The organism is Acetobacter malorum (assembly GCF_001580615.1).
In the GTDB taxonomy this organism is placed as follows: domain Bacteria; phylum Pseudomonadota; class Alphaproteobacteria; order Acetobacterales; family Acetobacteraceae; genus Acetobacter; species Acetobacter malorum.
On the sequence record NZ_LHZC01000056.1, the window covers coordinates 81,562 to 106,849 of the forward strand.

General features: G+C 55.5%; 20 protein-coding genes, 1 tRNA gene and 1 pseudogene. 5 read left to right on the forward strand and 17 right to left on the reverse strand.

Going from position 1 to position 25,288, the window contains the following annotated elements:
* Positions 1 to 5: 5 nt before the first annotated feature.
* The 11 genes from AD930_RS14605 to AD930_RS14655 form a co-directional block, all read right to left on the reverse strand.
* Positions 6 to 830 carry an MIP/aquaporin family protein gene (locus AD930_RS14605; RefSeq protein WP_061506819.1) on the reverse strand — a complete coding sequence of 275 codons (825 nt, stop codon included), beginning with the start codon at positions 828 to 830 and terminating at the stop codon, positions 6 to 8.
* A gap of 54 nt (positions 831 to 884) precedes the next feature.
* Positions 885 to 2,405, reverse strand: a complete 1,521-nt coding sequence (gene glpD, locus AD930_RS14610) for a glycerol-3-phosphate dehydrogenase (RefSeq protein WP_061506820.1) — start codon at positions 2,403 to 2,405, stop codon at positions 885 to 887.
* 94 nt (positions 2,406 to 2,499) lie between these two features.
* Positions 2,500 to 3,303 (reverse strand): DeoR/GlpR family DNA-binding transcription regulator, encoded by an 804-nt coding sequence (locus tag AD930_RS14615; RefSeq protein ID WP_061506821.1) that lies wholly within the window; start codon positions 3,301 to 3,303, stop codon positions 2,500 to 2,502.
* 1 nt (position 3,304) lies between these two features.
* Positions 3,305 to 5,173 carry a DNA helicase RecQ gene (recQ, locus tag AD930_RS14620; protein WP_156477162.1) on the reverse strand — a complete coding sequence of 623 codons (1,869 nt, stop codon included), beginning with the start codon at positions 5,171 to 5,173 and terminating at the stop codon, positions 3,305 to 3,307.
* 27 nt (positions 5,174 to 5,200) lie between these two features.
* Positions 5,201 to 5,578 (reverse strand): OmpA family protein, encoded by a 378-nt coding sequence (locus tag AD930_RS14625; RefSeq protein ID WP_061506823.1) that lies wholly within the window; start codon positions 5,576 to 5,578, stop codon positions 5,201 to 5,203.
* A 121-nt stretch (positions 5,579 to 5,699) separates the two neighbouring features.
* Positions 5,700 to 7,394 carry a thiol reductant ABC exporter subunit CydC gene (gene cydC, locus AD930_RS14630; protein ID WP_061506824.1) on the reverse strand — a complete coding sequence of 565 codons (1,695 nt, stop codon included), beginning with the start codon at positions 7,392 to 7,394 and terminating at the stop codon, positions 5,700 to 5,702.
* 1 nt (position 7,395) lies between these two features.
* Positions 7,396 to 9,120 (reverse strand): thiol reductant ABC exporter subunit CydD, encoded by a 1,725-nt coding sequence (cydD, locus tag AD930_RS14635; RefSeq protein ID WP_061506825.1) that lies wholly within the window; start codon positions 9,118 to 9,120, stop codon positions 7,396 to 7,398.
* Between the two features lie 132 nt (positions 9,121 to 9,252).
* A complete protein-coding gene (locus AD930_RS14640; protein WP_061506975.1) occupies positions 9,253 to 10,923 on the reverse strand; it encodes a sensor histidine kinase in 1,671 nt (556 codons plus the stop codon).
* A gap of 106 nt (positions 10,924 to 11,029) precedes the next feature.
* Positions 11,030 to 11,185, reverse strand: a complete 156-nt coding sequence (locus tag AD930_RS14645) for a NepR family anti-sigma factor (protein WP_231558340.1) — start codon at positions 11,183 to 11,185, stop codon at positions 11,030 to 11,032.
* Positions 11,186 to 11,328: 143 nt separating this feature from the next.
* Entirely contained in the window at positions 11,329 to 11,901 is a 573-nt protein-coding gene (locus AD930_RS14650; RefSeq protein WP_043552737.1) for a sigma-70 family RNA polymerase sigma factor, read from the reverse strand.
* 100 nt (positions 11,902 to 12,001) lie between these two features.
* Positions 12,002 to 12,493, reverse strand: coding sequence for a sigma-70 family RNA polymerase sigma factor (locus AD930_RS14655; protein WP_061506976.1), 492 nt, complete (start codon positions 12,491 to 12,493; stop codon positions 12,002 to 12,004).
* A gap of 149 nt (positions 12,494 to 12,642) precedes the next feature.
* On the opposite strand from AD930_RS14655, the gene AD930_RS14660 reads away from it, so the two are divergent.
* From AD930_RS14660 to AD930_RS14670, 3 genes are all read left to right on the forward strand, one after another.
* Positions 12,643 to 13,404, forward strand: coding sequence for a response regulator (locus AD930_RS14660; protein ID WP_061506826.1), 762 nt, complete (start codon positions 12,643 to 12,645; stop codon positions 13,402 to 13,404).
* A 44-nt stretch (positions 13,405 to 13,448) separates the two neighbouring features.
* Positions 13,449 to 15,272, forward strand: coding sequence for an ABC-F family ATP-binding cassette domain-containing protein (locus AD930_RS14665; RefSeq protein ID WP_061506827.1), 1,824 nt, complete (start codon positions 13,449 to 13,451; stop codon positions 15,270 to 15,272).
* Positions 15,273 to 15,329: 57 nt separating this feature from the next.
* Positions 15,330 to 15,404, forward strand: a tRNA-Val gene (locus tag AD930_RS14670).
* A 202-nt stretch (positions 15,405 to 15,606) separates the two neighbouring features.
* Here the strand turns inward: AD930_RS14670 and AD930_RS14675 are convergent.
* The 3 genes and pseudogenes from AD930_RS14675 to AD930_RS14690 all read right to left on the reverse strand — a co-directional run bounded on the left by AD930_RS14675 (position 15,607) and on the right by AD930_RS14690 (position 19,600).
* Entirely contained in the window at positions 15,607 to 15,996 is a 390-nt protein-coding gene (locus AD930_RS14675) for a hypothetical protein (protein ID WP_156477129.1), read from the reverse strand.
* 92 nt (positions 15,997 to 16,088) lie between these two features.
* Positions 16,089 to 17,156 (reverse strand): annotated as a pseudogene (locus AD930_RS17510) (IS5 family transposase).
* Between the two features lie 143 nt (positions 17,157 to 17,299).
* Positions 17,300 to 19,600, reverse strand: coding sequence for an SGNH/GDSL hydrolase family protein (locus AD930_RS14690; RefSeq protein WP_156477131.1), 2,301 nt, complete (start codon positions 19,598 to 19,600; stop codon positions 17,300 to 17,302).
* 327 nt (positions 19,601 to 19,927) lie between these two features.
* Between AD930_RS14690 and AD930_RS14695 the strand changes: the two genes are divergently transcribed.
* Positions 19,928 to 20,536, forward strand: a complete 609-nt coding sequence (locus tag AD930_RS14695; protein ID WP_061506830.1) for a glutathione S-transferase N-terminal domain-containing protein — start codon at positions 19,928 to 19,930, stop codon at positions 20,534 to 20,536.
* 86 nt (positions 20,537 to 20,622) lie between these two features.
* Here AD930_RS14695 and AD930_RS14700 read toward each other — a convergent pair whose 3' ends face one another.
* Complete coding sequence (locus tag AD930_RS14700) at positions 20,623 to 21,342, reverse strand: response regulator transcription factor (RefSeq protein WP_061506831.1); 720 nt, start codon at positions 21,340 to 21,342, stop codon at positions 20,623 to 20,625.
* A gap of 149 nt (positions 21,343 to 21,491) precedes the next feature.
* On the opposite strand from AD930_RS14700, the gene AD930_RS14705 reads away from it, so the two are divergent.
* Positions 21,492 to 22,007: a L,D-transpeptidase family protein gene (locus AD930_RS14705; protein WP_373320504.1), complete on the forward strand. Its 516-nt coding sequence runs from the start codon at positions 21,492 to 21,494 to the stop codon at positions 22,005 to 22,007.
* A gap of 16 nt (positions 22,008 to 22,023) precedes the next feature.
* Here the strand turns inward: AD930_RS14705 and AD930_RS14710 are convergent, their stop codons facing one another.
* Both AD930_RS14710 and AD930_RS14715 read right to left on the reverse strand, forming a co-directional pair.
* Complete coding sequence (locus AD930_RS14710) at positions 22,024 to 23,850, reverse strand: cation:proton antiporter (protein ID WP_061506832.1); 1,827 nt, start codon at positions 23,848 to 23,850, stop codon at positions 22,024 to 22,026.
* Positions 23,851 to 23,962: 112 nt separating this feature from the next.
* Complete coding sequence (locus AD930_RS14715) at positions 23,963 to 25,279, reverse strand: RsmB/NOP family class I SAM-dependent RNA methyltransferase (RefSeq protein ID WP_061506833.1); 1,317 nt, start codon at positions 25,277 to 25,279, stop codon at positions 23,963 to 23,965.
* Positions 25,280 to 25,288 lie beyond the last annotated feature (9 nt).

The window sequence follows — 25,288 nt, forward strand, 5'->3', positions numbered from 1 at the left end:
AGCAATTAATCTTGAGCAACGTCAGGCTGCCGTGCCCGAACGATCGCTGGCATGAAGGGTTTGACAACCCCCTGATAGAACCCGGCCCCCACTACACCGCCCAGAAGCGGTCCGGCAACCGGCACCCACCAGTAATTTCCAGGAGACGGGAACGCTGCTTCCCCCCACCCGGCAAAATAACAGAACAGCCGTGGCCCGAAATCACGTGCCGGATTGATGGCCCATGCTTCCAGATAGCCAGCGGAAGCGCCAATTGTGGCCACAAGCAGGCCGATAATCAGCGCGCCCGAGTTCGCTTGCGGCGCCTGCGTGTTGTATTCACACGTCACTGCAAAAATCCCCAGCAGCAGCATGGCGGTCAGGATGGTTTCATCCACAAAGGCATGCATCGGCGTGATGAAATCGCCCGGATGGGTGAAGAAGACGCCAGCCGCGGCCCCGTCATGCCGCCAGTCCAGATGGTTGACGGCAGCATAATGCGCGATAACGGGCGAGAAGAGCGTGTAAACAATCACCGCGCCCAGAAAGCCGCCCACAACCTGCGCTGCCCAATAGGGCACAACTTTTTTCCATGAAAAACCACGATAACAGGCCAGTGCCAGTGTTACCGCAGGGTTGGCGTGCGTGCCTGAGACTGCGCCCGTGACGTAAATAGCAACCGTCACGCCCAGTCCCCAGACAATGCAGACGCCCCAATACGCCATTTTATAGGGGCTGGGGTCGTAGAGCGAATACATCGCTGCTACGGAATCCCCAAAAACAATAATGATAAAGACCGCAATGCATTCAGCGATCAGTTCGCCAATCAAGGCGCGTTGGGTGGTTGTCATACTTTCCTCTTTTTTGTTTTTTTATTTGGAAAGAGATGGCTGGAGATTAAAAAATCAGGCTACCTTCTTCTTTACATAATCGGCAACAGCGTTCTTTTCAGCATCGTTCAGATGCAGGCCCATTTTGCTGCGACGCCACAGAACATCTTCCGGTGCGCGCGCCCATTCCTTACCGATGAGGTAATCGACTTCACGCGTGGTCAAATCGCCACCCAGAAGCTCACCCATGTCCTGCATGGAGGCTGCCTCACCGATAATCTCATAAGCCCGGCTTCCATAATTGCGCATCAGGCGCCATGCAAGCTGTTCCGGCAGCCAGGGCGCTGCGCGACGCAGGCGTGCCAGTGCGCCAGCAAAGCCTCCCTCCCCAATATCACCACCCGGAAGCACTTCGCTGGCGGTCCAGCTTGCCCCGGCAACGACCGGCAGAACTGGAGCCAGTTTTTCCAGAGCATGCTCAGCCAGCTTGCGGTAGGTGGTGATTTTGCCACCAAAGATGGAGAGCAGCGGCGCGCCGTCTGTGGTGTCCAGATCCAGCACATAATCCCGTGTAACGGCAGACGCATTGGCGGAGGCATCGTCATACAGCGGACGCAGGCCAGCATAGCTCCAGACGACGTCGCTTTCTTTAACCTCTGTCTGGAAATAGCGGTTCACGCTTTCACACAGATAGGTCACCTCATCCGGTGCGATGCCGACGGTGCCGGGGGCTTCCTTCCACGGAATATCTGTGGTGCCGATCAGCGTATAATTCTGCTCATATGGGATAGCGAACACGATACGCTTGTCCGGGTTCTGGAAGATGTAAGCCTGCGGGCCTTCAAACACGCGCGGGACAATAATGTGACTACCCTTGACCAGACGCACAGATTTGGAATTGGGAATTTGCAGGGTCTCAGAAAGCAGCTTGGCAACCCATGGCCCGGCCGCATTAACCAGCGCACGGGCGCGCACCGTGCTGGTTGTGCCGGTTACGCGATCTTCCAGAACAGCTTCCCAGACGCCATTGACCCGGTCCGCTTTGATCAGACGGGTCCGGGTGCGAATTTCAGCACCACGTTCAGCAGCATCCAGCGCATTCAGCACAACCAGACGGCTATCCTGCACCCAGCCATCTGAATACACGAAGCCTTTGGTGTATTCAGGCTTGAGCGGACGACCGGAGGAATGCGTCCGGAAATCAACGGCGCGGGACTTGGGCAGCGTCATGTTGGACGCCAGATGGTCATACAGGAACAAGCCTGCTTTGAGCATCCATGCCGGGCGCACCAGCTTGGAGTGCGGCAGTACGAAACGCATCGGCCACATAATGTGCGGCGCCATAGCCAGCAGGCGTTCACGTTCTGTCAGTGCTTCACGCACCAGACGGAATTCATAATATTCCAGATACCGCAGGCCGCCGTGAATCAGCTTGGTGCTGGCGGAAGAGGTATAGCTTGCCAGATCATCCTGTTCGACGAGCAGAACCGAGGCCCCGCGTCCAACAGCATCGCGCGCAATACCCGCGCCGTTAACGCCGCCACCAACAATCAGAAGATCATAGGGCTGTGCAGGAGAAGGAGCGGAATCTGACATTTTTTCTTCCAATTACACCAAAACGGGACACTGGCCTTATTCGTATCCGAAAATGTAAGCCAAAAACAATGGCTTTAATGTGACGAAAATCGGCTCAGAAATCCTTTTTCATTTTCTTTTCCGAAAATTGGCTTTCGTTTGCGATATGCAGACAAACACCAGCCTCTTTTAGAATAGCGCGGATACCCTCAGGGGGTGCCTGGTCGGTATAGAACGCGCTAACCTCGGAAATGTGCCCGACGCGGGCCATTGGGCGGCGTCTGAACTTTGTGTGATCAGCCAGCAGAAAGACAGTGCGTGAGTTTCGGATGATGGCCTGCGCGGCAGTAATTTCATCCACATCGAAGTCCAGCAGTGTGCCGTCCTCATCAATGCCACTGATGCCAATCACACCAAAATCAGCCCGATACTGCTCGATCATGGCTGCGGCAGCTGGCCCGACAATGCCTCCATCACGGAGTCTTACCGTGCCACCTGCAATCACAACATTGCACTCAGGGGCCGGGGTCAGCAGGGTGGCGACATGAATATTGTTGGTGATGACGCGCAGGGCTCTGTGCATCCGCAGGGAGCGGGCAAAGGCCTCGGTCGTGGTGCCGATATTGATAAACAGGGAGGCGCCATCCGGGATGGCCGCCGCAGCACGCTCTCCAATGGCTTCTTTCTGTGAGAGATTGAGAATCTGACGGTCAGAATACGCAATATTTTCTGCAAAAGAGAGCGCACTGGCTCCCCCATGATGCCGGGCTAAAGCACCTTCTGCCGCCATGCTGTTCACATCGCGCCGGACAGTCTGCACCGTGACATGCAGGACTTTCGCCAGATCTTCATTCGCCACGTAGCCCTGCTGCTGCACAAACTGCAGGATCCGGGCGCGCCTTTCGTCAACGGAGGCCATGTTATACTCCCTGTGCGGTCTTCAGAACCGCCAGAACGGCTTCCCCATAGCGCTCCAGCTTGGAACGACCAACGCCCTTCACTTCCCCGAGTTCAGCAAGGCTGGTCGGCATACCCAGCGCAATGTCCCGCAAGGCGGAATCATGGAAGATCACATAAGGCGGAATTTCCTGCTCCCGCGCCTCATCCAGCCGCCAGCTCCGGAGGGCGGCAAACACAGCCTGCTTTTCTTCCGGCAGCTCAGCCAGCGTTTCCGGTGTGCGGCTGCGGCTGGCTGCTTTTTCCAGTTCCTGCGTGGCGTCGGCCCGCAGACTGACAGGCTCTTCGCCGCGTAGAATGGGCCGCGCGACCTCCTGATTAAGGGCGAGGCCGCTATATTGCCCTTCGCTCCGCAAGGCGCCGCGGGCAATGAGCTGCCGCCCAACGCCGCGCCAGAACGGCTCACTCTTGTCTTTCCCAATGCCCCAGACAGACAGCGTGTCATGATGGTTGCGCTCAACAGCATCCGTCAGCTTGCCGCGTAGCACGGCGATGATATGCAGCGCGCCAAATCTCTGACCCGTGCGATAGACGGTGGACAGAAATTTTCTGGCAGCATCCGTGCCGTCAAAGGTCACAACGGGATAACGGCAGTTATCGCAGTGCCCGCATGGGCCTTCCAGCGTTTCGCCAAAACAGTGCAGCAACGCTCGTGTCCGGCAGCCGGTTGTTTCCGTCAGGGCAATCATGGCTTCCAGACGGCTGCGCATAATGCGTTTTTCACTGTCCGGCGCAATGGACTGGTCCAGCCAGTAGCGGGCGCGGGCCATATCCTCGCCCCCATAAAGCAGCACGGTTTCAGACGGCAGGCCATCACGCCCTGCCCGTCCGATCTGCTGATAATAGGCTTCCGGAGAGCCGGGCATATCGAGGTGGATCACAGCCCGCACATCGGGGCGGTCAATCCCCATCCCGAACGCGACCGTCGCCACAATCACAATCGGCTCACCTGAGCGGAACCGCAACAAGGCTGCTCGCTTCTCAATCGGGGAAAGCCCGGCGTGGAAAGCCAGCGCTGTCCAGCCCTTATCCCGCAGGGCTGAGGCAATGCGCTCAGTCCGGGCGCGGCTGCCACAATAGACGATACAGGCTTCGTCCCTATGCCGCTCAAGAACAGCCGTGAGCTGCCGCATTTCCGAGGCTTTGGGGAGAGCCGCTATATTGAGGTTTGACCGATGGAAGCTGGAAACCAGCACTTCGGCATGCGGCATATCCAGCGCGGTAAGAATATCTTCCCGCGTGCGCTCGTCCGCTGTCGCAGTAAGCGCAATGCGTGGCACGTTTGGAAAATGTTTGGGGAGCGAGGCCAGCGCGCGATATTCCGGCCGGAATTCATGGCCCCACGCGGAAATACAATGGGCTTCGTCAATCGCAATGACGGAAATGGGTTGCCGTGTCAGCCGCTCCAGCGTGCCGGGGGAAAGCAAACGTTCCGGCGAGACATACAGCAGGTCAACACGTCCGGCGGCCAGATCTGAACGGATTTTTGCGGCTTCATCCCCTTCCAGCTCGGAATGGAGTGCTGCGGCATTAATGCCGAGCTGCCGTAGCCCGGCCACCTGATCATCCATCAGGGCAATCAGGGGAGAAATGACCAGCCCCATGCCGGGGCGGCAGAGGGAGGGAACCTGATAACAGACGCTTTTCCCGCCGCCTGTCGGCATCAGGACAAGGGCGTCCCGGCCTTCCATAACGCACTCGACCGCCTGCCCCTGCAGGCTCCGAAAATCGGGAAAGCCGAAAACGGCGTGCAGAACGTCTTTCGGGCTGGTGCCCACAAACCGGTCACGCCCCCCCGTATCCCGCGGCAGAGCAGGAGCCGGAGGTGTCATGTCGGTTTGTATCTCAGTCATAGAAAATCAGGGACTGACCAGTTCAATTTCCACACGACGCGCACCGACAGTCATGCCTTCGCCATTGCTGGGAGCGCGGGGTGTCTGGCGAATACGGTCTCCGGAGACACCATCTTCATGCAAGGTTTCCGCCACCAGTTTGGCGCGCTGAATGGCAATCAGAGCGTCGGCGGAAAGATCACCCCCAGCGGCGGCATAACCTTCAACCTGCACAATGCTGCCGGGGTGGCTTTCTGCCTTCCGCGCGGCTTCCGCAATCACGTTTCTGGCCGTGTCATTCAGTTCCACAGACTGGTTGGAAAAGAAGACAACATATTTACGCGCAGGCTGAGAGGCGCACGCAGCAAGAATGGACAGGCCCAGAAGAGGCAGCAGACGACGCATGATGATTATCCCCAATACGATAAAAAGACGCTCAAAGTAATTTTACAAATCTGCCTGCAAAACTTTCGGGAAGCCAACAGTTTTCGCGCTCTGCGAATACAAAGGTCTCTCCGTCTGCTGCTCAGGCGGCTGCGGCCGTTGCAACCCCGCCGGACAGACGCCAGATCCGGTCCAGTGTTTCCACGCCAGTCAGACGGTGTGCAATCAGGATCACGGTCCGGCCTTCTGTCACGGTATTAAGCGTGCGCAGGAAGTCCTGCTCAGTTTGCGCATCAAGGCCGGTGGCCGGTTCATCCAGAATCAGGATAGGAGCCTGCGTCAGCAGGGTTCTGGCCAGTGCGATGCGCCGCCCCTGCCCGCCCGACAGCTTGATGCCCCCTTCACCCAGCCAGGTATCCAGTCCGTCCGGCAGGGTTTTTACGACGTCGGCAACAGCGGCGTCTTCCAGTGCTTTCCACAGATCATCTTCCGTAGCGTCCGGCCGGCCAAGCAGCAGGTTGGCGCGAATACTGTCATCAAACAGATGGGTGGCCTGAGACAGCCAGGCCATGCGACGACGCAGGGAGTCCGCCTTAATGTGAGAAATCTCTTCCCCACCCAGCGTGATGCTACCAGCTTCCGGCACTGCGGCTTTAAGAAGTAGTGCGGCAAGGCTCGATTTCCCAACGCCTGAAGGGCCAAGAATGGCAACCCGTGCTCCTGCGGGGATATCCAGCGTCAGCCCATCAAACACCAGCGGGCGATCAGGAGCCCAGCGGAATTTCACGCCTTCCAGATGAATATGCGTATCTTCCGGTGCATCGGTCTGCGCCGCAATCTGTGTGGCGTTAGGAGTGCTGACGGCAACCTCCACAACACGCCGCGCCGCAGCACCCATCACACCGGCTTGCAGGCCAGCCCGTGTCAGCGCTCCAGCACTTTCAAAAGCAGCAACAGTCAGAAATAAAATGCCCACAGCAGCCAGTGCGGAAATATGAAGAGAAAGCGCTCCGGCCGCAGCGAGCAGCACCAGAAAAATTGCTGCCTGCCCGCAGAGAAAGGCAGAGGCATTGGCATAAGCCGCCCGACGCGCCAGCCGCATTTGGCCCGCAAGGAGTGCGGCATCATCTGCCTGTACATGAGAGAGAATGCGTCCCTCTGCCCCAAAAGCGCGGATTTCCCGCAGGCCGCCAACCAGATCAAGCACCCCAATGCGCAAGGCTGCGAGGTTTTTCCCCAGACGCTCCCCTTCCGCCCGGCCAGATTTAGCAATCAGGTAAGGCACAAGGAACGCGGAACACGCAAAGAGCACACCCACCAGCACGCCCAACACAACACTCTGCCGCCCAAGCTGAATCACCAGAATGGGCAGCGTCAGGCATGCACAGGCAAACGGCACCAGAATGCGCAGATACAGTCCATCCAGTGTGCCGATGTCTGACACAAGGCGGGAGAGCATGTCGCCCGCACGCCGGAACCCGAGCCCGGCAGCAGCACCCTGCGCCAGAGAATGGAAAAACCAGACACGCAGATCAGCCAGTGCACGGAACATGGCATCATGCGCAAAAAGCCGTTCGGCATAGCGCAGAATCACACGCCCGCCGCCAATCCAGCGCAACAGCGCGGTTGTGATAACAACTTCCCCCAGCACGCTGCTGGCCAGACGCAGCCCGGAGGCCTGCATGAGCACCAGCCCAAGGCAAAGGGCGATCAGCGCCAGCATGGCACCAATAATCAACCGGGGCGCCTGCCGATGCCACAGCCTCAGAATGCGCAAAATGGCCTGACGGTCCGTCAAAGCGGGTGTGCTGCCGTCTGTCTGGTCTGAAGTTTTCATCTCACGCGGCTCCCTGCCGTGCCACAACGCGGCCCATCTGGAGGTCCACACGCCGTCCGTTAAACATGTGTACAGCTGCGGAATGGGTGGCGAGAACAACCGTCCGGCGCAGCGCCAGACGTTGCAGGCTTTCAAAAACGCTTTTCTCTGTAGCGGGGTCCAGATGTGCTGTTGGTTCATCCAGCAGCAGGATGGGGGCATTTTTCAGATAAGCGCGCGCAATGGCAATACGCTGAGCCTGACCACCAGAAAGACCAAAGCCGCCTTCCCCGATCCGCGTTTCCAGACCATCCGGCAGAGATGGTAAAAACTGATCGACAGCAGCTGCTTTTACAGCAGCCATCAGGTCCGCCTCATCCGCGTCCGGGCGGGCAAACAGAATATTGTCTTTCAGCGTGCCAGCGAACAGAACCGGTTTCTGGCCAATCCATGAGATCATACGAGACAGGGAATCAGGGACAATACTATCCAGCGGCGCCCCGTTGAACCGCACACTCCCGCTATCCGGCTGAATGAAGCCAAGCAGCAGTTCCATGATGGTTGATTTGCCAGAACCGGAAGGGCCGGCCAGAATCAGGGTTTCCCCGGCAGGAACGGTAAAGCTGACATGGTCCAGCGCAGGTCCACGCGCGGGGTCCCACGTAAAGCAAACATCTTCCAGTGACACCATGACGCCGGAGGCATTCACGGTGCGTGCGCCGTCTGGTGACGGACGCGGCAAAGCTTCGGGCAGATCCAGAATGGCCGTGGCGGCGCCCTGCGCATGAGCGCGATCCTGATAGGCCAGAGCCAGACCACGCAGGGGTGCGAAAAATTCAGGGATCACCAGCAGGACAAACAGGCCACTGGTGAGCGTATAAGCCAGAGCCGGAGAAGCAGTCCCGCCCGAAAGCAGGGCCATGGCCTGCTTGCCGTCCATAATGGCGACCAGCACCAGTGCGATGACCATGGCGCAATCAATGGAGGCGGAAGACAGAAACGCAACGCGCAGAATTTTCATGGTGCGCAGCCGCAGTTCTTCGGCAGCCTGCCCCAGCCGTTCCGTTTCATCATCCGCGCGGCCTGCCAGCACAATGGTGGCAATCCCTTTCACGCGGTCCAGAAAACGGGCCTGAAGGCGGGTCATCGCTAAAAATTGTTTGCGGGATGCGACGGCCGCGCCAATCCCAAACAGAGCCTGACCAAACGGCACGGAAGCACCGCACAAGCCGAGCACTAAAGCCGCGCGGGGCTGAATGAAGCCTACGGGCAGTAAAATCAGGAGCGGTGCGGCAATCCACAGAACAGAAGCCGGCACCCAGCGGCCAAAAAAGCCGTCCAGAGCTTCGACGCGATCGACGGCAATTGTCGCAAGCTCGCCACTGTGGGTTTTACGGAGCAACGCCGGCCCGCCGGTCAGGATGGAGGCCAGCACCTCCCCCCGCAGCCTGCGTCGGGCATCAATCCCGGCCTTGGCTGCGGCTGTATCGCTGAGTGCCATAATAAGGGCACGAAGGAGCGCTAACCCCGCAAAAGCCAGAATGGGCCACAAGACAAGAGTTGGCGCGCCGCCACCCGAGACAAGGCCAACAAGGGCATGCCCGAGAACAGTTGCCACACACCATGCCTGCCCAACACCCAGTAGACTGGACAGCAGTCCGAAAACTACAACCGGTCGCGCTGCCTGACGCCCCAGACGCGACTGTGTCCGCGTCCAGCCACGTATCGCTGCTTTGTCACCACTCATAAACTAGGCATTTATACCGGACAGCGAAGGACGCAAACACCTAAGGACGCCGCTCCCTACTGCGAGCAGAGCATAACGCCCATGTCGAGGCGTATGAGTGCTGCCTCTTTTATGCATCCGGAGAGACTTTTTTCACTCACTGATCAGCGGAAATACAAATTTATAGACAGTGCCATTTTCCCCGTTGCGGAAAAGTTGGGCATTGAGCTGCCGGGCAAAGCCGCGAATCAGTTTTCGGCCAATGCCGTGTCGTTCGCCCGGTGTGTCCTCATCAAAACTGCATCCGATTCCATCATCTGCAATCGTCAGGGTGACAATCTGATCCACCAGCCGCAGCGCGACGGAAATGGTGCCGTGTCGTCCGTCAGGAAAGGCATATTTGATGGAGTTGGTGACAATTTCGGTCATAATCAGCGCCAGAGGCACGGCCTGATCCGGGTTCATCCGGAAGTCATCGGATTCAACCTTGAGCGTAATCCGCCCGGTCTCGCCCTCTCCCGCAACATGCAAAGTCTGTTCGCACAACTCCCGCAGGAAGCTGGCCATATCCAGACTATCCAGCCGGTCTTCCGCATAAAGCGTTTTGTGCAGGGTGGCTAAAGCCCGCACCCTGTCACGTGCAAGGGCGAACTCTGCCCGGACTTCGGGGTGAGAGATTCGGCTGGCCTGCAAGTTCAGCAACGAGGCCACAATCTGGAGATTATTTTTCACCCGGTGGTGAATTTCACGCATCAGTAATTCCTGATGCGCCATCGCCTTGTTCAGACGTGCTTCATGCCGGCTCAGTCTGCGTGTGGCACGGGTGAAGGCTTGCCCCAAGCGTTGCAGTTCCAGCGGCATGGCGCGGGTAATACGGGCGTCAAAGACCCCTTCCATCTGCCATTTTTGCACGGAATACGTCAGGCGGCGCAGCGGCCAGACCAGAACAATGTTGGCAGCCAGTGTCACGCCAATCAGGCCCGCCACAAGAAGGATCATCAGCGCCGAGATTTCCAGAATCATTGTGCGCAGAGCATCGGCCTCTCGCGGTGTTCTTTGGGTGGCCACCAGAATATCGGTTCCACCGGCAATAGCCCCCAGCGCATAGCCTCCTTCAGAAGTCGGCATGGAGACAACCGAGCCCTCGCTGGCCTCAAGCTTCTGCTGCAATTGGTGCACGACCGCAGGGGCTGGTGGCACCCAGCGACAGTCCGTGCAGACGGAAGACAGCGTTCCATCCTGATTGATCAGCCAGGCCTGTAGCGGATTACTCTCATCAGAAAACGCCTGCCAGCCGGCACTATTGGCCAGATAGGCCGCTTTTCTGGAAAGTTTCAGGATGCCGACGAGGTAGCCGCGTGTTTCCGGAATGGAGAGGAAAAGGGCCGGAACTGTAATCCGCAGGAAAGTGCCTTTAGAATCCGGGTTTCCATCTTCCTGCACGGCTTCCAGCAAGGTGCCCTGAAAAGAGGGCGCTGGCTCTGTAACGCCGATATTCTGGCACCCGCTCCCCGGTGGTGACACCGTCTGGATAACCTGCCCATCACTATCCAGAATGCCCAGAAAACAGTAGCGCTGCCCACTCATGGTTTCAGCCAGACGCAGGGCATGGCCAATCTGTTCCGGGGTCAGCCCCATCCCGCCAATGGTTTCCAGCGCACTCCGCAGGCGGTCGGTATCGTGCCGGAACTGCAAGTCCAGCCGCGCAATGGCCGTGGCTGCACGCTGAGCGCTACCAACCATCAGTTCATTATAGTTATGAAGGGCCAGAACGGTGCTGATTGCCAGAACAGGAATACCCGAAAGGCAGATCAGCAACCGCATCCGCGCGCTGGTGGTCGCGAAAATATGGCCCAATCCGGATAGCAGGGAGAGAAGGACATAGCGCACTGAGCGCCATTGTCGCTTCCCCTTCCTCTGCAGATCAGGATTATTCTCCGCGATCTTCTTCAATGAGCTTCAGCAATTCTTCAGGAATAGGCTCGTTCGCCACGTCGTCAAAAAGCTGATGCAGTCCGCGCTTTAACCAGAGATCAAAGGCCTGATCAGATGTTGTCTCTGGTTTTTTCCGTGGCTTTTTATCCATCGTCTTGCCCATCTGGCGGCATTGCTGCACCCGGCCGGATGGAAAGGTCACATCGTCCGCGTAAATCGTCATCTGACATGCCCAAGCCTGCTCAGTCTCTTCCCGCTTCTTCGGTGGGCTCTCAGGCCCACACATTCCTTTTATCAAACAGCCTTAGAAGCGTTCCGGCTGTCCTGCTGGCTGAGCTTGCGGCGGAGTGCTGCTGCCTGTGCTTTAAGCCGTTCATTCCCCACATGCTCTTCACCCGTCATCCAGGCTTCAAGCTGGCGTCTTGCACGGAATACACGACTTTTGGCCGTACCAACAGCGCACCCAGCAATATCAGCAAGTTCCTGATAGCTCATTCCTTCCAGCACACCCAGCACCAAAGCTTCCCGCTGGTCGTCTGGCAGACGTGCAAGGGCTGCATCCAGATCTTTCAGAACAATCCGGTCTTCATGCGGGGCATTGGTCGCCAGGAAGGAGGCGGGCATATCATCAATGTCGGTCGTATCGCGCTTTTTGCGCAGGTCAGAGATAAAGCGGTTACGCAGAATGCGGTGCATCCAGGCGGCAAAATTTGTGCCCGGCGCAAAGCTGTTCTGGGCAGCGAGCGCATTGCAAACGGCGTCCTGCACCAGATCTTCCGCTGCCGCGCGATTGCGGGTGAGAGCGAGAGCCTGAACGCGCAGTTTAGGGAGAATACCGATAACCTGATCGTGGAATGAAACTGTCATGATCTTTTTCTCCGCCTTTTTGCATTATCTTGCAGGGTGAATGAATGGCGGCGGGAAAAGGTTGCATCGTTTTTCAAAAAAAATTCTCGAGGGCTCACTATCATGCGGACGGCGGGTTCTCATCATCCGAATCTTCCACCAGAGTTTGAAGCTGTGTCCGGGCGCGTGAGACGCGGGTTTTCATGGTGCCAACCGTGACGCCGCAGACCATGGCGGCATCCTCATACGTCATTTCCTGCGCGCCAATCAGCACCAGTGCTTCCCGCAGGAGTGGCGAAAGCTGCCACAGAAAATTATCCAGTTCCCGGATGGTTTCCCGCTCCTGCAGGGGCGAGCGGCTTTGCGTGACCCTGTCAGGGCTTGCGGCGTAATCGCTCAGGACTTCTCTTTCCCTGTTGCGATGCCGGGTCTGTTCCAGGAAAAAATTTCGCAGGATGGAAAAAAGCCACGCCTTAAGGTTGGTGCCGGGCACAAACTGTTCGGACTTGCTGAGAGCCCGCAAAACAGTTTCCTGCACCAGATCATCCGCCAAAGCGGCATCTCGTGCCAGAAAACGGGAAAATGCGCGCAGCGACGGAACTAACGTTAACAGCTCTGTGCGAGAGAACGATGTCGTGGCAACATTGTCAGAATGTTGTCGATCCCGAATCAGAACACTTCCCCTTTTCTGCAAACGATGACACATGTCGTCGTCACGGTCGTGCTTAATCTACGCCCTACTCCACGCGAAGGAGCCTTGTCATGCCAGAGTCGCTGCGCAGCGCTTTAATTCAGGCGTTACCCTACGGCAGGCGCTATGCCCGCGCACTGACAGGGAGCCAGCCCCGAGGAGATCTTCTTGTGGCGGAAAGTCTGCGGACACTCACTACGAGCCGCCCGACAGATGATCTGCCCTCTCTTTGCAGGCTTTATCAGGCCATTTCCAGACATTTTGCGACGCAGCCAGAGAATGATGGCCCGGAGCATGGTCTCTCCATTATACAGCGCCAACTCCTTCTGCTGACAACGCTGGAAGAAGTCTCGCTGGACATGGCAGCCAAAATTCTTGGCCTCTCAACTCAAGAAGCCGCTGAAGACCTTGAAACCGCTCACAGCTTTCTCAAGACCGGCATTCAGACATCCGTCCTGATTATTGAGGACGAACCGATTATCGCCATGGATATTGAAGATCTCGTGCTGCAATGCGGCCACAAAATTGCAGGTGTTGCCCATACACAGACCGATGCCATTCGTCTGGCGCGGGAAACCCGTCCCGGCCTGATTCTGGCAGACATTAATCTCGGCGCTGGTGGTGACGGCATGCGCGCCGTGGCGGAAATTACTAAAAGCCATTCCGCTCCGGTCATTTACGTTACTGCCTATCCTGAGCGATTGCTGACCGGCGAAACGTCTGAACCCAGCTTTGTCATCACCAAGCCGTTTGAACCTTTGACGCTGGCCGTTGCCACCTATCAGGCCGTTAGTAATTGGGCTGTGGCGCATTCAACAGGGGCCGTTCCATAAGATAGCCTCTTGCGTCCGCAGGCGCTCTGCCACAGAAACAGGGAATGGCTCCCCCTCTCCTTCTCCTTCAGGACATTACTCTCACGCTTGGCGGAAATCCGCTGCTTGATAAGGCAGGTTTTTCTGTTTCGGCGGGTGAGAGACTCTGTCTGGTCGGCCGCAATGGTTCCGGCAAATCCACACTCCTGAAAATTGCTGCAGGCGTCATTCAACCTGACTCCGGCACGCTGTTCCTGCAGCCCGGCGCAACCCTGCGCTATCTGCCGCAGGAACCTGACCTGTCCGGTTACGCCACAACAGCCGACTATGTGCTGGCGCAAATTACCGACCCGGCATCGGAATGGCGGGCTGCGGCCATGCTGGACGCACTGGGCCTGACCGGAAAGGAAAACCCAGCCAACGTATCCGGCGGTGAAGCCCGGCGCTGTGCAATTGCCGGGGCGCTGGCCTCTGCCCCCGATATCCTGCTGCTGGATGAGCCCACCAACCATCTGGACATGCCCACCATTGAATGGCTGGAGCGTGAATTGCTCAGCCTGAACTGCGCCATGGTCATCATCAGTCATGACAGGCGGCTGCTTTCCACGCTCTCCCGCTCGGTGGTCTGGCTGGATCGCGGCATGACCCGGCGTCTTGATCAGGGCTTCAGCCGATTTGAATCCTGGCGTGAAGAAGTGCTGGAGCAGGAAGAGCGCGATGCGCACAAGCTGGACCGGCAGATTGCGCGGGAAGAAGACTGGATGCGGTATGGTGTCACAGCCCGCCGCAAACGGAATGTGCGCCGCGTGGGTGAACTGGCTGCGTTGCGGGCGGCCCGGCGTGATGCTGTTCGCGCACAGGGCACAGTGACGCTGAACGTTCAAAGTGCCTCCACATCCAGCCGTCTGGTTGCTGTGGCGGAAAATATCAGCAAATCGTGGGGAGAGCGCTGCATTGTCCGTAATCTGGACTTACGCGTGCTCCGTGGAGACAGGCTGGCGATTGTCGGTGCCAATGGGGCTGGCAAAACAACCCTGCTCCGGCTTCTTGTCGGACAGGACCAGCCCGATAGCGGCACGATTACTCTGGGACCATCACTTTCCATGGTCACGCTGGACCAGCAGCGCCGTACATTGGATCCTAATAAAACACTTGCCGACACGCTGACGGGTGGTGGCGGTGACATGGTGCAGGTTGGCACGGAAAAGCGCCACGTTATTGGCTACATGAAGGATTTTCTCTTCAAACCCGAGCAGGCGCGAACACCTGTGGGTGTTCTTTCTGGGGGGGAACGAGGCCGCCTGATGCTGGCCTGCGCACTGGCCCAGCCCTCCAACCTGCTGGTGCTTGACGAACCGACAAACGATCTGGATCTGGAAACCCTCGACCTGCTGCAAGAGATGTTAGACGCTTATGAGGGGACCGTCCTGCTGGTAAGTCATGATCGTGATTTTCTGGACCGGGTCGCAACCTCTGTTCTGACCACAGAGAGCGATGGCATCTGGACGGATTACGCCGGTGGATACAGCGATATGCTGATCCAGAAAAAAGGCGGCATAGAAGAAGAGATTGCGTCCGAAAAACCTGTTGTTCGCTCTGCCTCGTCTTCCAAAGAGACAGCCGGCGCTTCTCGCGCACCAGCTAAAAAACTGAGCTACAAAGACCAGTTCGCGCTGGATAATCTGCCCAAGGAAATGGAAAAGCTGGAACGGGATGCTCAAGCCCTGCGCACTAAGCTGGCAGATGCTGGCCTGTATAGCCGGGACCCGAAACTCTTCCAGAAATACAGTGCGGACCTTGAGAAGATTGAGGCGAAACTCGCTGAATCTGAAGAAAAATGGCTAGAACTGGAGATGAAGCGGGAAAGTCTGGCTTCCGGGGAAAATTAATTGCGTTTCCCCGCTTGCCAACCCCCCGCTGCTCGGCTAATAGGATCCCCACAAACCGGGTGCGTAGCTCAGCGGTAGAGCATCGCCTTCACACGGCGGGGGTCACAGGTTCAATCCCTGTCGCACCCACCACGATAAATCGCAGTTTTCTGCTGCTCTTGCGTGGTTTCCGGTTTCTTCCAAAAAATACATTGGTCCGATTTGGTGCGGAGTATTGGCCGTTGGCACTAGTAAATCCGTGCCAGATCCGTGCCACTTTTTCCGATTCGGATTGGATGGGAACACCCCCTCCCCTGCGTCAGGATTACGAGGCTGTTCCCACCCTCTCCCGCTCTCACACCCCGGAAAATTGCTTCTGCTGTTCCGGGTGTGTGGCGTAGGTGATGACGGTGGCGTTCTGCCCGTCTGGTGCCGGGATGACCTCACTATCCACCATATGCAGCTTGCGGCGGCGAGCTTCTGCTGGCGTTTCTCCATTACGAGGCCTCCCGCCTAACGCGCCGTTATGGCGGGAGGCTATGATTTTGGCTGTTGAGGGTGGCCGGTCTGGCGCCGGGGCCAGAGCCGGCATGTCCAGTGCTGCTTCCATCAGCATCCGCACGGCCTGCTTGCGTGGCATGGGGAACGGCAAGCCGCAGTTTTGCCATTCCTGATACGCTGCGGCCTCCCCTATCGCACCCCACAGGCACAGCACGCGAGCGCAGCGGAGAGTTCGAAGAACCATGGATTGCTTTCTTTTGCGCCTGATTTCTGGTTCCAGGTCCTGATTTCGCTCTGCGTTTTGAGCAGGGAGAAGGTTTCATGCTCTGGATATTGCTACGCGCTGGCGTTAATCCGGTCCAGGAAGAGGAGGCGGCGCATATTATAGACGATATTGCTAGCAGATCCTCATACTGGCTCGAGCAATGCCTACGGTCCTGACGAACAGTCCCGTCTGAGACTTTTGGTCTGCAAAAACATGCTCGACACGCGAGCAGAGAACTGATTTTCCAGCATTCGATTTCTGGATAGGCCGGGGCATCGGCTTGAAATGCTGCTTTTTCCTGTGACCCTTCGAGACAAAGCCCTGCTTCTCCATGAAATCTTCATTAATAGGCCGTGTCTGTCCAGACCGTTGAGGCCGTATTGGTTTTATCCAGCAGACCCTCTTTCACTCTTGCACCATTACTGGCGGCGGCATCCGTCGTCTTCCATTTCCGGATCAGCCGAAACTTCCGGTCGATAGAGACATGGGATTTGTAGCCAAAGAACAGGATGGCGAGATCCGTTGCAGGGATCGTCCCGTCAGCCTGACGCTCCGCTTTCGTAAACTTCAGTGTCCAGCGCGCATGCCTGTCCTTGTGGGACAGCTTTGAGGGCTTATCCTGCCAGTCCTGTGGGATCCGTCCTGCCCTCAAATCCGCTTTCTCCGCATTTGTATTGCGTTGTTTGGGAGCAGTCACCAGTGTGGCATCCAAAATCTGGCCCGACATCAGCAGATAGCCAGCGTTCCGCAGCGTCACATCAAAGCGATCAAGCAGTGTTTCAATGGCACCCGCCCGGGTCAGGCGTTTGCGAAACAGCCAGACCGTTTTGGCATCGGGCACGCGGTCTCACAGACCTAATCCCAAAAAACGCATAAAAGAGAAAGGGGCGTTGATCAAATACTCCGTCCGCTCGTCGGAAAGATTGTTCAGGGTCTGGATCACCAGAATTTTGAACATCACCACCGGATCAAACGCCGGACGCCCGCCTTTACTGCCGTCTGCATACGCCAGAGCTTTATCCAGGTCAGGACGAAATGCTTAGAAATCCATAGTCCGGGGAAAATGCTTCGAGTTGATCACTAAGCCCGCTCAGCCGAGCAAGCCGCTCTTCAACATCAAAGAAGCCAGTCTTCTTCATCTTCCATTCGCTCCAATTAACCCCGGAGAAATGGAATCAGAGGAAGTGTACCAAAACCAGAGGGTTTTTCGAACCCTCCACCTTTATCTTTCTCTCAATTACTTAAATTTTCTCGGTTGCATAGGGATTAACTGACTGGAGTCTTAATTAACAGCTGACCCCAGGGTGGCCGGATACCATTTGCCCCCAGTAGCAAATACAGGAGCATTAAGGTCATTGCACCATGCCATTGCGCCTTCTGCTGCCATTGGAAGGTCGGATTTTGCAAACCGTCCCAGCCAGATAGAATTTCCACAAATTAAAATTTCGCCAATAGCCACAGAGCCATCGTTATTAACTGAAATCGGGATTGATTTCCAGCTTCCATCGTCGTTCCGGAAAACAATCCTAAATCCTTGTGTGGTCTCTCCACCCTTTACGTGGATTTCCCCAAAATTTGAGTTATATCCGATAGCCGTCCCCGAAAATGCAGAGTCCATCGTAACAGGAGTTGGATTTTTAGCTGTGTAATAACCAGCATTAACGTCAAACAAGCTATTAAGAATAGCTTGGGCAACAGGTGCTCCCCACTGCTGACCGTCAACCACTGGCCACAACATGTCACGCACACCAAAATTATTCAAATGGTAATCGCCCGACCCACCCGCATTAGGATTACCATCAATCTGCGTTGTATCATAATACTGTGCTAAAGCGTTACTAATGGGTCGATAACGTGTTCCTCCACCATCTGCCCGAGTTGCATCGGCAACACCAAAAGCGGAAATTCTGAAACTTTCAGAATTAGAAGAAATCCCTGCAATTAAAGGAGTATATGACGCACCGCAGCGAGGAATATACTGATCAAAAATATGCGTGTAACCTAAACCAGAAGATTGTTCTTCGGGGTTTTGAGATACCCATCCATTATTGAATGGGAGGCGCATTGCAAATACGACCCTCCCCCCACGAACCATCATCCAAAATTGCCATTTATTGCGGGGTACAGGTATATTTGTTTGATGGACAGTTTTATTTCCTGCAGCATCTGTCACATGGAATGCAATATTGTCTTTATTGAAAAATAACCACAAATCATTTTCATACCCATCACCAGTTTTATCAGATGAAGACAAAGACATTCGCCAGGCAGTTGTTAATGGGTTGACGCCATCATGCTCAATCGCAATACACCAGTCCGTGCACTTTGCTGCGGATACGCCCAGCATGTTTTTAATATCCGGGAACTGATAGTCTTTGCTATTGGCTAGCATATCAACCGGAATAGTAGTATAACGTGCTGGGTAAGCGGTGCCCGCCTGAGCTATAACTTCAGGAAGTGCCAAACTCTCCGGATCAAATCCATCTCGCGCCATATCAACCCAGCGACCAAATGGTAAATAACCAAGACCATGCGCTTGTGCATACGAGGTTATATAACGGCGTACATAATGAATACCATCCTGAACAGATTCAAGATAGTAATTTCCAATCTTTGACCCTGTATTGGGCTGAAAAGTTTCACACAAAATAACATCAGAACCTATAGCCTGAAATGACTTCACAACTTTATCAATATTGGCTGGATTAACTGTATTTCCATCATTTCCTCCAAACCATAAAAATACAAGGTGGGGTTTTTTGAGCAGACACAGGTCAAGCCAGCATGTTGTGCCGTCTTGCCCAGGTACCCACGGTGGCACCGATGCTGCATTGTCAGAGGATGCTATATCTCCCCATGTCTGACCTCCCCATGTCATGTTATAATCTGTCAACCTGACACCAGGATTTTCCACTTTAATTTTATCTAGAATATGCTCCCATGGACATTGTTGTGGATTAGCAAGATTTGCTCCCGCGTTAAAAATGCTATCCCCTACAATCATGACTGTAGCTACGCCTCTTGAGCAGGCTGCATGAAATTTTTGCAGATGACGCGCCATAACTGTTGGGCCGAACATATATGGGCTGCCCCAAGATGGATTTACGGCCTGCCGGCGTTTGTTTGTGCCAGTATTTTGAGGTGCATCGGAAAAAATAATTGCATGTCCTGCGTGCTGCTGTTCTTCTTGGCCATACCCCAGATGAAATGCTGCACCGACCGGCAAGGTTACAGCACTTTTGCCAAGCGCACTAAGTCGTGGAGATAACGCTGCAAGTGTCTCTGCTGTGCATACTCCATCAGATATCGCGTCATTACCATTTACGGCTTCTTCAAACGTACTGCCACTAGAATTCTGAAATAAGTCGTTTAATTTGGATATTACGTCTTTAAGTGAAATATGGTTTCTCTTTTTATTATTTAGGTCCTCCTGAGAAATACTCGAGGATGGCACACGGACAAAAGTAAATTTAGGTGTTTCCGGCGTCCCTATATTAACCAAAGCCAGCAATGTATCTCCGCCACGCAAAACTTCTGCTAGATCAAGATTTTTCGAAGTGCAGACTTGGTTGGGATTAGGCATTTTTGTTCCTTTAGTTATCTGCACTAAAAAACAGCCACCCGTCTAAGTCTTTGCGATCAAACCGTTTGCTGTTTACATATGGAAAAATAAAACACTTTAATGTAGTTTACAAAACATAGTGTTGCAAGCCCCCTGAATATCACTCAGATGCATCATAGTCCATTGATGCTGGCCATTTAGAATGACTAAATAATTTCGCATAATTTGTGAATAGATCTGAAGCCATATTGTACCATTCACACTCATCCAGATTCATGAGACTCTTTTTAATAAGGAGCAACTTATAGTTCTCCATCATTCAAAAACGTAGAAGCAAAAGGTGTCACAATGAAGCTGTATTACGCACCAGGCGCATGTTCGCTCGCAGCACATATCATGCTGAACGAAACAGGCTTGCCGCATGAACTTGAGCAGGTGAACCTGAAAGAGAAGAAAACGGCTGATGGTCGAGACTATACAGCCATTAATCCTCGTGGTGCAGTCCCTGCTCTCGAAGTTTCTCCGGGTGTCGTCCTGACGCAAAATGTTGCCGTTCTGACCTATATTGGTCAGCAATCTGACAATAAGACTTTCCACCCTAAGCCAGATACCATTGAATTTTACCGTCTGCTTGAGGCATTAGGTTTTTGTGAAGATGTGCACAGTGCGATTGGCGCGCTCTTCGCGCCGAACATACCTGATGTCACGAAGGAAAAATTACTCGCTCTCATCACGCGTCGCCTTACTCAGGTCGAGGCTCAGTTGGCCAGCGGTACTAATGGCTCCCTTTTACCTACCGGGTTTACGCAGGCTGATTCTCTTATGGCCGTTATTCTGAACTGGACGGGCCCGCTTAAAATAGACATTTCTGCCTACCCCAAAGCGGTTGCGTTGCGGGATAATGTCTTTAGCCGCCCTGCTGCCCAGAAAGCCCTGAAAGAAGAAGGGCTGATCTAAAAAAGTTTCAGATCATGCAGGCAAAAAAATACGGATCAGACCATTACAGTCTGATCCGTATTTATGAGGGTATAAGCAACCCGTAGTCAGTGCGCCGGAACTGCTGCCACTTCCGGGTTCAGGCGGTAGCCGCCCCCTTCTGTAATCAGCAGCGAAGCATTGGCCGGATCGGGCTCAATTTTCTGGCGCAGGCGATAGATGTGCGTTTCCAGCGTATGCGTGGTGACTGCGGCATTATAGCCCCAGACCTCATTCAGCAGCACCTGACGCGGTACCGGACGCGTGCCTGCGCGATAGAGGAACTTCAGGATGGCCGTTTCTTTTTCTGTCAGGCGGATACGGCGATTCTTCAGCGGTTCCTGCAGCAGCTTGGCAGACGGGCGGAACGTGTATGGCCCAATGCTGAACACTGCGTCTTCACTGTTTTCAAACAGACGCATCTGGGCGCGCAGACGGGCCAGCAGTTCTGCAATCCGGAAGGGCTTGGCCACATAATCATTGGCGCCGGCATCCAGTCCGCGCACAATGTCCGCTTCATCGTCTGACCCGGTCAGCATGATGATGGGCATGCGCAGACCGTCTTTCCGCAATTCGGCACAGAAGTCACGTCCATCGCCATCGGGCAGGCTGACATCCAGCAGAAGTGCATCAAACCGGCTATCCGGCGCCTTCAGTTTTTCACGCGCCTCAGCCAGAGACGCAGCTTCCTGAACCGTAAATTCCCCTTCAAGCTGCAGTTGCTCAACAAGGGTCTGGCGAAGTATCCGGTCGTCATCAACAACCAATATTGGACGTGCACCCGTCATTGGGTTTTCATCTCCTCAGTGTCAGCCTGATGGTCGGGCTGTCTCGTCTGTTCGTCTTCTCATAAACTTGTCACGATTCCGCTCAGACCTCTAGTGTGAGCGTGATATGCGACCTTCATGAAAAATCTGCGAACGGGCAATCTTTGACTATGATGATACACCTCTTGTCCGCTTCATACAGCGGTTCTGACGCACAACTGCATTGCGGACACAAAGTCATGAGCGCGGTAATTGGAAAGAATGGCCTGACAGAGCAAAAGCAGGAGGGCGATCATGCAACCCCCATCGGTATTTTTCCTCTCAGAAAAGTGTATTACCGGGCAGATCGGCTGATAAAACCCAAAACAATACTTCCGGTTGAACCACTTAGCCCACGGGATGGGTGGTGTGATGACCCACAGAGCCATGATTACAATCGCTTTGTAAAGCTCCCTCACCCCGCCCGACATGAGCAGTTATGGCGTGAGGATCACGTTTATGATCTCATAGTCGTGATGGGTTACAATGATAATCCCGCCATCTCAGGGCGTGGCTCGGCCATTTTTATGCATTTGCAACGCCCTGATCGCACTCCGACGGAAGGATGCCTCGCCCTCAGCGAATCAGATTTGCGCACTGTTCTGGCGGCCGGAGCGGATGCCGCGCAGGTCCACGCTCCGGGCTAAAAAGCTAGGCAGAAGGCTAACCGGCCTTCTCTTCCGCCTCTGCGTGTACGGGCGGGACCAGAGCGATAACGCATTGACCAACTTCAGGCTGAGACAGAGCCTCATCTTCTGCCGAGACAATCGTCATGGAGACCCCCTTCTGCAGCACGAGGACCACCAGAAGGTTGCTGCTTTCCTGCAGGAGGCTTTCCTGATTGTCCGGTGTGACCTCAACGCTCCTGAACTTCCAGCCTTCCCGAATGAGTGTGTCCAGAAGGGTGAAATTCCATGAGGGTTCTCCCAGCACCTTTCCGCGGGCATCCCGGCTCAGGCCACGATACAAGTCGAGCCGGGCAATACCGGGGCTGACCTGATAGACGCGCTGACGGCCAAAATGAGGGGCAAGATGGGCGCAGACCAGTCCATTATAAATGGCGTCTGGTGTTGCTGCGATCAGATAATCACCGGGCCGTTCTTCCAGACTTTCCGCCCCTTCTTCTGAAAGGACTTCTGCTCTGAGCACAGGAACGCCAGCTTTCTCTGCTCTCTGGAGATCCTGACGGGAATTATCGACCAGCAGGACAGGCGCTCCGGCCTGATGAACGGCGATAGCCAGCCCCGTTGACCAGTCATTCGCCCCGACAATCGACAGAGCCTGCTCATCCGACAAGGTCAGCTTCAGTTTGCGGCCCAGCGGACGGAGAGAGAAACCATGCAGGATCATGGTTGAGGCAATCACCGCGAACACAGCAGGCATAACCAGCCCTGCGCCCGGATAACCGGCATCCTGCAACCGCAGCCCGGCAATACCGGCCACAGCAGCAGCAACAATCCCGCGCGGAGCAATCCAGCCTACAAAAATGCGTTCCGCCCAACTCAGGCTTGAACCCATGGTGGCCAGAAAAATCCCCAGCGGCCGCACCAGAAACAGCACTGCCAGTGTCAGCGCACCAATGGACCATGAAAGGTTGGAAAGCTGTGTCCGCTGGAGGTCTGCCGTCAGTAGCACAAACAGCACCGAAACAATCAGAACAACCAGAGACTCTTTCATCCGCTGGATTTCGGCCATGCCTGGAATACGCAGATTAACCAGCGCCATGCCGAAGACCGTGGAGGCAATCAGCCCTGCCCCATCCATTGTGAGGGTACCGAGCGCGAAAAGGACCAGTGCAATGGTGATCAGGATAGAGCTTTTCAGCACTTCTGGCATCAGGTCCCGCACAAGAAGCCAGCGCACACCCAGTGCTGCGCCAATCCCCAGTGCAATGGTCAGCCCGGCGCTGGCCAGCATATGCGGCAGAATAAAGCCGAAGAAGGTGCCGGACCCCTCACCGGGGCGCATTAGCAGTACTTCCAGCACCAGTGTTGCCAGAATGGCCCCGACCGGGTCATTCACAATGGCTTCCCACCGCAGAAAGGCGGCTATTTTAGGCTGGAGCTTGGCACTGCGCAGCAAGGGCAAAACGACTGTCGGCCCGGTCACGACAATAATGGAGCCAAACAGAAACGCCGGTCCCCAACCCATACCGCCAATATAATGCGCGGCCATACTGCCTAGAATGAGATTGATGGGGAGAGCTACGAGGGTGAGGCGCAAAACCCCTTCCCCAGCCTCTTTTAGCTGCCTGAAATCTAGTATCAGGCCGCCCTCAAACACAATCAGGGCAACAGCAAGGGACACCAGCGGGTGAAAGGCAGCCCCCATCATCTGGGATGGGTGCATGATTTCCAGCACAGGACCATAAAGCAGTCCGAGGCTAAACAGCAGGACAATGGCGGGAAGACGGAAGCGCCACGCCGTCCACTGTGCAAGCATGCTCCCGCCGAGAACACAAAAGAGGAAGATCAGTACACTTTCACTCATGAGTATCCATCTTAATAAATCCTGTTACCCGCCTGTACGTGACACAACGGCAATGAATTATGCACAGGCCTAATAAGTTAGATACTCAATTTTTTGTCGAGCAGATCTATTCTTAAAGCTCTGTAGCCTCAGCGTCCTGTTCCGGCTTGCGCTCCAACACGGCAGCAAAAAAACCATCGGTTTCATTCTGATGCGGGGTCAGGGAAAACATGGACGTGCCACGCAAGGACTCAGGCAGAGCCGTGCTATCTGACGGCACAAGCTGGAAATCCGGATGGCGGGTCAGGAAGGCCTCAACCTGACTGGCGTTTTCCGCCCGCAACACGGAACAGGTGGCATAGACCATCCGTCCACCCGGTTTGACGAGAGACGATGCCCGGTCCAGAATTTCGGCCTGCTTGACCAGTAATTCTTCCAGATCCTGTTCCGTCATCCGCAAGCGGGCATCAGGATTACGCCGCCATGTGCCTGTGCCGCTGCACGGCGCATCGACCAGAACGCGGTCAAATGACTTGGCGCGTCGCTTGGCCCATTTGTCCCCGGATTTCAGCAGGTGACGTTCCACATTATGCACACCGGCGCGACGCAGGCGGCGCACCGCACCATCCAGACGGACTTCAGACACATCGCACGCAGCAATATGCCCCTTGTTTTCCATCATCATAGCCATAGCCAGCGTCTTGCCCCCGGCCCCGGCGCAGTAATCCAGAACGCGCATCTCCGGGGTTACCCCCATGATGGCGGCAACCAGCTGACTGCCTTCGTCCTGAATTTCGATCCGACCGTCCTTGAAGGGCGTGGTGGAGGTAACAGGCAGACGCCCGTTCAGCCGCAGACCCCACGGGGAAAGCGGTGTTAAGATGGCATGCAGCCCTTCACGCCCAAGCGCATTCTGCGCATCCCGCCGGTTTGTCCGCAGGATGTTCACGCGCAGATCCAGCGTTGCGGGTTCAGACAGAGCTGCGAGTTCAGCTTCCAGCTTATCCCCAAATGTTTCTTCCAGACGCGGCAAAAGCCAGTCTGGCAATTCCAGCCGGACAGCACGAGGCATATCCGCGTTATCCAGCGTGCCACCGGCCAGAGCGGCAACAACATCCTGCTCGGCAAAAGTCAGAGCACCGGGAGCAAAGCGGCCTTCAGCAAAGAGGTCCGCAATTTCCCGCGCAGGCCAGCCCTTGAGCACAAGGTGAGCGGCGGCAAGAGTGCGTGGGGTAATATCAGCCTTGCACTTGGTCAGCCACCAGCCAAGCCGACGCCAGGCCCGCATAATCTCCCAGACCATGCCGGAAACTGCCCGACGGTCTCCCCCACCGATATAACGCCGTTCACGAAAAAAGCTGTTGGCAACGGCGTCAGCCGGTTTTCTGGGAGCAGCCTCCATAGCTGTCAGAAGATCAATGGAGGCACCCAGCCGAGCAGAAGGAGTCATAGGTAAGGT

Excerpts from the sequence above, each read along its gene's own strand:
- AD930_RS14700 (WP_061506831.1), bottom strand. The coding sequence starts at position 21,342 with ATGACGGGTGCACGTCCAATATTGGTTGTTGATGACGACCGGATACTT.
- recQ (WP_156477162.1), bottom strand. The coding sequence starts at position 5,173 with ATGACACCTCCGGCTCCTGCTCTGCCGCGGGATACGGGGGGGCGTGAC.
- AD930_RS14715 (WP_061506833.1), bottom strand. The coding sequence starts at position 25,279 with ATGACTCCTTCTGCTCGGCTGGGTGCCTCCATTGATCTTCTGACAGCT.
- AD930_RS14650 (WP_043552737.1), bottom strand. The coding sequence starts at position 11,901 with ATGACAGTTTCATTCCACGATCAGGTTATCGGTATTCTCCCTAAACTG.
- AD930_RS14665 (WP_061506827.1), top strand. The coding sequence starts at position 13,449 with ATGGCTCCCCCTCTCCTTCTCCTTCAGGACATTACTCTCACGCTTGGC.
- AD930_RS14625 (WP_061506823.1), bottom strand. The coding sequence starts at position 5,578 with ATGCGTCGTCTGCTGCCTCTTCTGGGCCTGTCCATTCTTGCTGCGTGC.
- AD930_RS14710 (WP_061506832.1), bottom strand. The coding sequence starts at position 23,850 with ATGAGTGAAAGTGTACTGATCTTCCTCTTTTGTGTTCTCGGCGGGAGC.
- AD930_RS14705 (WP_373320504.1), top strand. The coding sequence starts at position 21,492 with ATGATGATACACCTCTTGTCCGCTTCATACAGCGGTTCTGACGCACAA.
- AD930_RS14605 (WP_061506819.1), bottom strand. The coding sequence starts at position 830 with ATGACAACCACCCAACGCGCCTTGATTGGCGAACTGATCGCTGAATGC.
- cydD (WP_061506825.1), bottom strand. The coding sequence starts at position 9,120 with ATGAGTGGTGACAAAGCAGCGATACGTGGCTGGACGCGGACACAGTCG.
- AD930_RS14640 (WP_061506975.1), bottom strand. The coding sequence starts at position 10,923 with ATGCGGTTGCTGATCTGCCTTTCGGGTATTCCTGTTCTGGCAATCAGC.
- AD930_RS14675 (WP_156477129.1), bottom strand. The coding sequence starts at position 15,996 with ATGGTTCTTCGAACTCTCCGCTGCGCTCGCGTGCTGTGCCTGTGGGGT.
- AD930_RS14615 (WP_061506821.1), bottom strand. The coding sequence starts at position 3,303 with ATGGCCTCCGTTGACGAAAGGCGCGCCCGGATCCTGCAGTTTGTGCAG.
- AD930_RS14690 (WP_156477131.1), bottom strand. The coding sequence starts at position 19,600 with ATGCCTAATCCCAACCAAGTCTGCACTTCGAAAAATCTTGATCTAGCA.
- glpD (WP_061506820.1), bottom strand. The coding sequence starts at position 2,405 with ATGTCAGATTCCGCTCCTTCTCCTGCACAGCCCTATGATCTTCTGATT.
- AD930_RS14660 (WP_061506826.1), top strand. The coding sequence starts at position 12,643 with ATGCCAGAGTCGCTGCGCAGCGCTTTAATTCAGGCGTTACCCTACGGC.
- AD930_RS14695 (WP_061506830.1), top strand. The coding sequence starts at position 19,928 with ATGAAGCTGTATTACGCACCAGGCGCATGTTCGCTCGCAGCACATATC.
- AD930_RS14645 (WP_231558340.1), bottom strand. The coding sequence starts at position 11,185 with ATGGATAAAAAGCCACGGAAAAAACCAGAGACAACATCTGATCAGGCC.
- cydC (WP_061506824.1), bottom strand. The coding sequence starts at position 7,394 with ATGAAAACTTCAGACCAGACAGACGGCAGCACACCCGCTTTGACGGAC.